The sequence below is a fragment of the Vibrio sp. Vb1554 genome (assembly GCF_033344235.1).
The window spans coordinates 1-2657 of record NZ_JAWPOJ010000074.1 but is presented as its reverse complement, the minus strand read 5'-3'; the positions used below and the strand labels follow the sequence as shown (position 1 = coordinate 2657).

Genomic DNA, 2657 nt, shown 5'->3' with positions numbered 1-2657 from the left:
GAAACTGAGCCCACGAAGCACGATAGGTCAAATCGGCTTGCTTACGGTTTTCAGGATCTTCATTGAGGTCATGCGCTAAATTGATACCCCACCCGCCTTTTATAGGCGCGAGGCGACTGTAACCAACGCGTCCTCGCACATCGCCATCATCTTCCCTTTTCAGCGTTAAGCCGGCACTGCCGCCAAGCGAACCAAAGGGCAACGAGAACTGCGCTAATGTCACTGCCTGACCACCAATACTGTGGTTGTAAGAGAGCGACATATTGATGTCAAAAGGCAGAGCATAACTGTACGTAAGATTGAGCGTACGCGAGCTAGAATCGGTTTGCTGAATATCGAAATAGCCACCGGAAAGTGAGCCCCAATCCCCTAGCCGTACTCCCATGTTGACTTGCGATACATGACGAGACTTCAGCGATGCCTCCTCCCCTTTATTAAGCTTCTCGTAATTTGGCAAATGCGACAGGGTATAGAAATCAGCTTGCTCCACTTGCGTTCTAGCAGCGAAGCTAAACAACCTAGATTGGTAACTGTAACTAAGAGCGTATGAGCTGGATTGATCTTTAAAATTACTGACTCGAAATGAGGCATCTACCGTACCTAAGTTGAACGCATTACTAACAAAACCCAGCCCTGCAACAATTAGGTCATCTTTTGCTTCAGCTTGTGTTTCCAAGGTTAACCAATCCGTCATGCCATGACGCATCGCTACAACAACGCCACCAGCACCATATTCATTCGATGCGTTTCCAAAATCTTCTCTGAGCGCACCAATACTGGCACTGTAGGAAGTAAATCCTGTTTTCAACAAATCGGAAGAGAGGAAAAACGGGCTGGTCATGACCGTTTGTCGGCCTTGAGCATCAGTCGCAATGACGGTTGCTTCACCCGCGCCAGAGATCATGGGAATGTCGTTAATAACGAAAGGGCCTGGCCCGACGGCCATTGAGTCGGTTTTAAAGCCATTGATGAATAAATCCAAGGTCGTGGGCGCAGTGACCTCACCATAAAACGCTGGCAATGGCGTCGTCACTACGTCGGGGCGCATAGAAAAGTCATGCGACAACTGAATGCCCGCCATTCTCACCGGCTGACTCCAAGACAAAGGACGGACGATGTAGTCTCCGACTTCCAAACGAAGTCGGCGCGCCTGATTGGCGTACTCATACCCTGTATCGAAACGGGTGTATTGACTGCTTTGCTGAGACTGAACATCGCGGTGAAAATTGGATTTAAATATTCCCGTTGTAGAAAAAACACCAAACTCAGAAAAGGCTCTGATTTCATGATCGATAGAAACCTCCTTTTGTTGGCTTTCGTTTTCATACACCCCAAAAACGTTGTAGTTAAACAGTCCCCCACGACCAAACTTAGCTGGAGAAAATCGCCCCATATCGTGTGCAGATAAACTCTGCATCGGCAGCCAGTTCGGCGGAACGTCGATCGCCAGTTGCAGTGACGATTGCAAATAACGCACGTTAACCCCTGCAATGGAAGAAACGTCAATTCTGTCTTCCGTTCCTGGCAACGATTTGGCCGTAACGCCAACCGCTATTAGATCTTGCCGCTGGAGAAAGTACTGCTCGCCAATGCGCTCGACTTCGGCAATATGCCCCGTCGCTCTTTGATTGATCACCAATTCTAGTTTCAAGCTAATATTGTTAAACTTATCAAAAGAAAAGTTTTCAGGACTCGGTAACTCAGAAAAACTGTTGGGTGAGTTCGCACAAAGGCCAATATTGCTCCACGCCATACTTAGTAATCCAAGCCAAAGCAAGACATACATTTCATTGCGTCTGTTCATTATTATCATTATTGCGTCAATGGTATTTTGTAGCGTTTACCTCCAATATTCGCACTCAAACTCATATTGTTTATATTCTTATATGAAATAGGCCAAACCTTATATTGCTCTGGAAGAATATAACCGGCTAATCCTTGAGAAATCATTAACGGTTCTTTATTCGGAGAATCCAGTTGTAAATTCACCAGACGCACATGATGATTTCCTGAGTTTTTAATGTGAATAAAGCGTTGATCATTTTTCTTAATCAATTGAGCTTGCAAACCATTCCACAACTCACTGTCCTTATTCTGCTGTTGAGTATTGCTAAGTCCTTTTCCATAGATAAATAAGGGGATGGAGTAGCGCATTCGAACTTTAACAGCGAGTTCATTTTCCATCGAATCGGTTAGAGGGTCGTGAGTTGGAGGCAGTTCATCGATGATCACTCGGTAAGCATACTCTTTACCTGCTGTGGCTTCATCTTGATTGAGGATGCGAATCAGCTGTTTTTCACCAGGTTCAATTTTGACAAATGGTGGCGTGGCAATCAGTTGATTTTGATTAGAATAGTTATCTTCACCTTCATTTTGTCCCCATTTAAAAATCCTCACTTGTAAGTAAGAATCAACGTTGCCTTTATTCACCATCCAAAGGTATGTCGCATTCGTCTCCGCTGTTATTTTGGGGTAGATCGGCCAAATTAATAATGAATTGGCGTTAGCATTGGAGATAAAAACAAAAAGGAAGGTCGCTATTAATAATGATTTTTTGAGTATGAATTCCATTTCATCCCTCCGAAACATAACTTACCACTCCAAGGTCAGCGTAAGCGTATCCATATAAATTCCGGCTATTTCATTCCCATTTATTA

Annotated in this window: 2 protein-coding genes; both read right to left on the bottom strand. The window is 44.4% G+C overall.

Translation table 11 applies throughout. The annotated features are described in order from the left end of the window. Positions 1-1753 (bottom strand): fimbria/pilus outer membrane usher protein (locus tag R8N28_RS23660; protein ID WP_318183483.1); only part of this gene is annotated, 1753 nt, incomplete at its 3' end. Between the two features lie 59 nt (positions 1754-1812). Next, positions 1813-2571, bottom strand: a complete 759-nt coding sequence (locus R8N28_RS23655; RefSeq protein ID WP_318183482.1) for a molecular chaperone — start codon at positions 2569-2571, stop codon at positions 1813-1815. Positions 2572-2657: the final 86 nt, after the last annotated feature.

What these genes read in the sequence shown, in the direction of transcription:
- R8N28_RS23655 (WP_318183482.1), bottom strand. Translation starts at nt 2,571, where the DNA reads ATGGAATTCATACTCAAAAAATCATTATTAATAGCGACCTTCCTTTTT.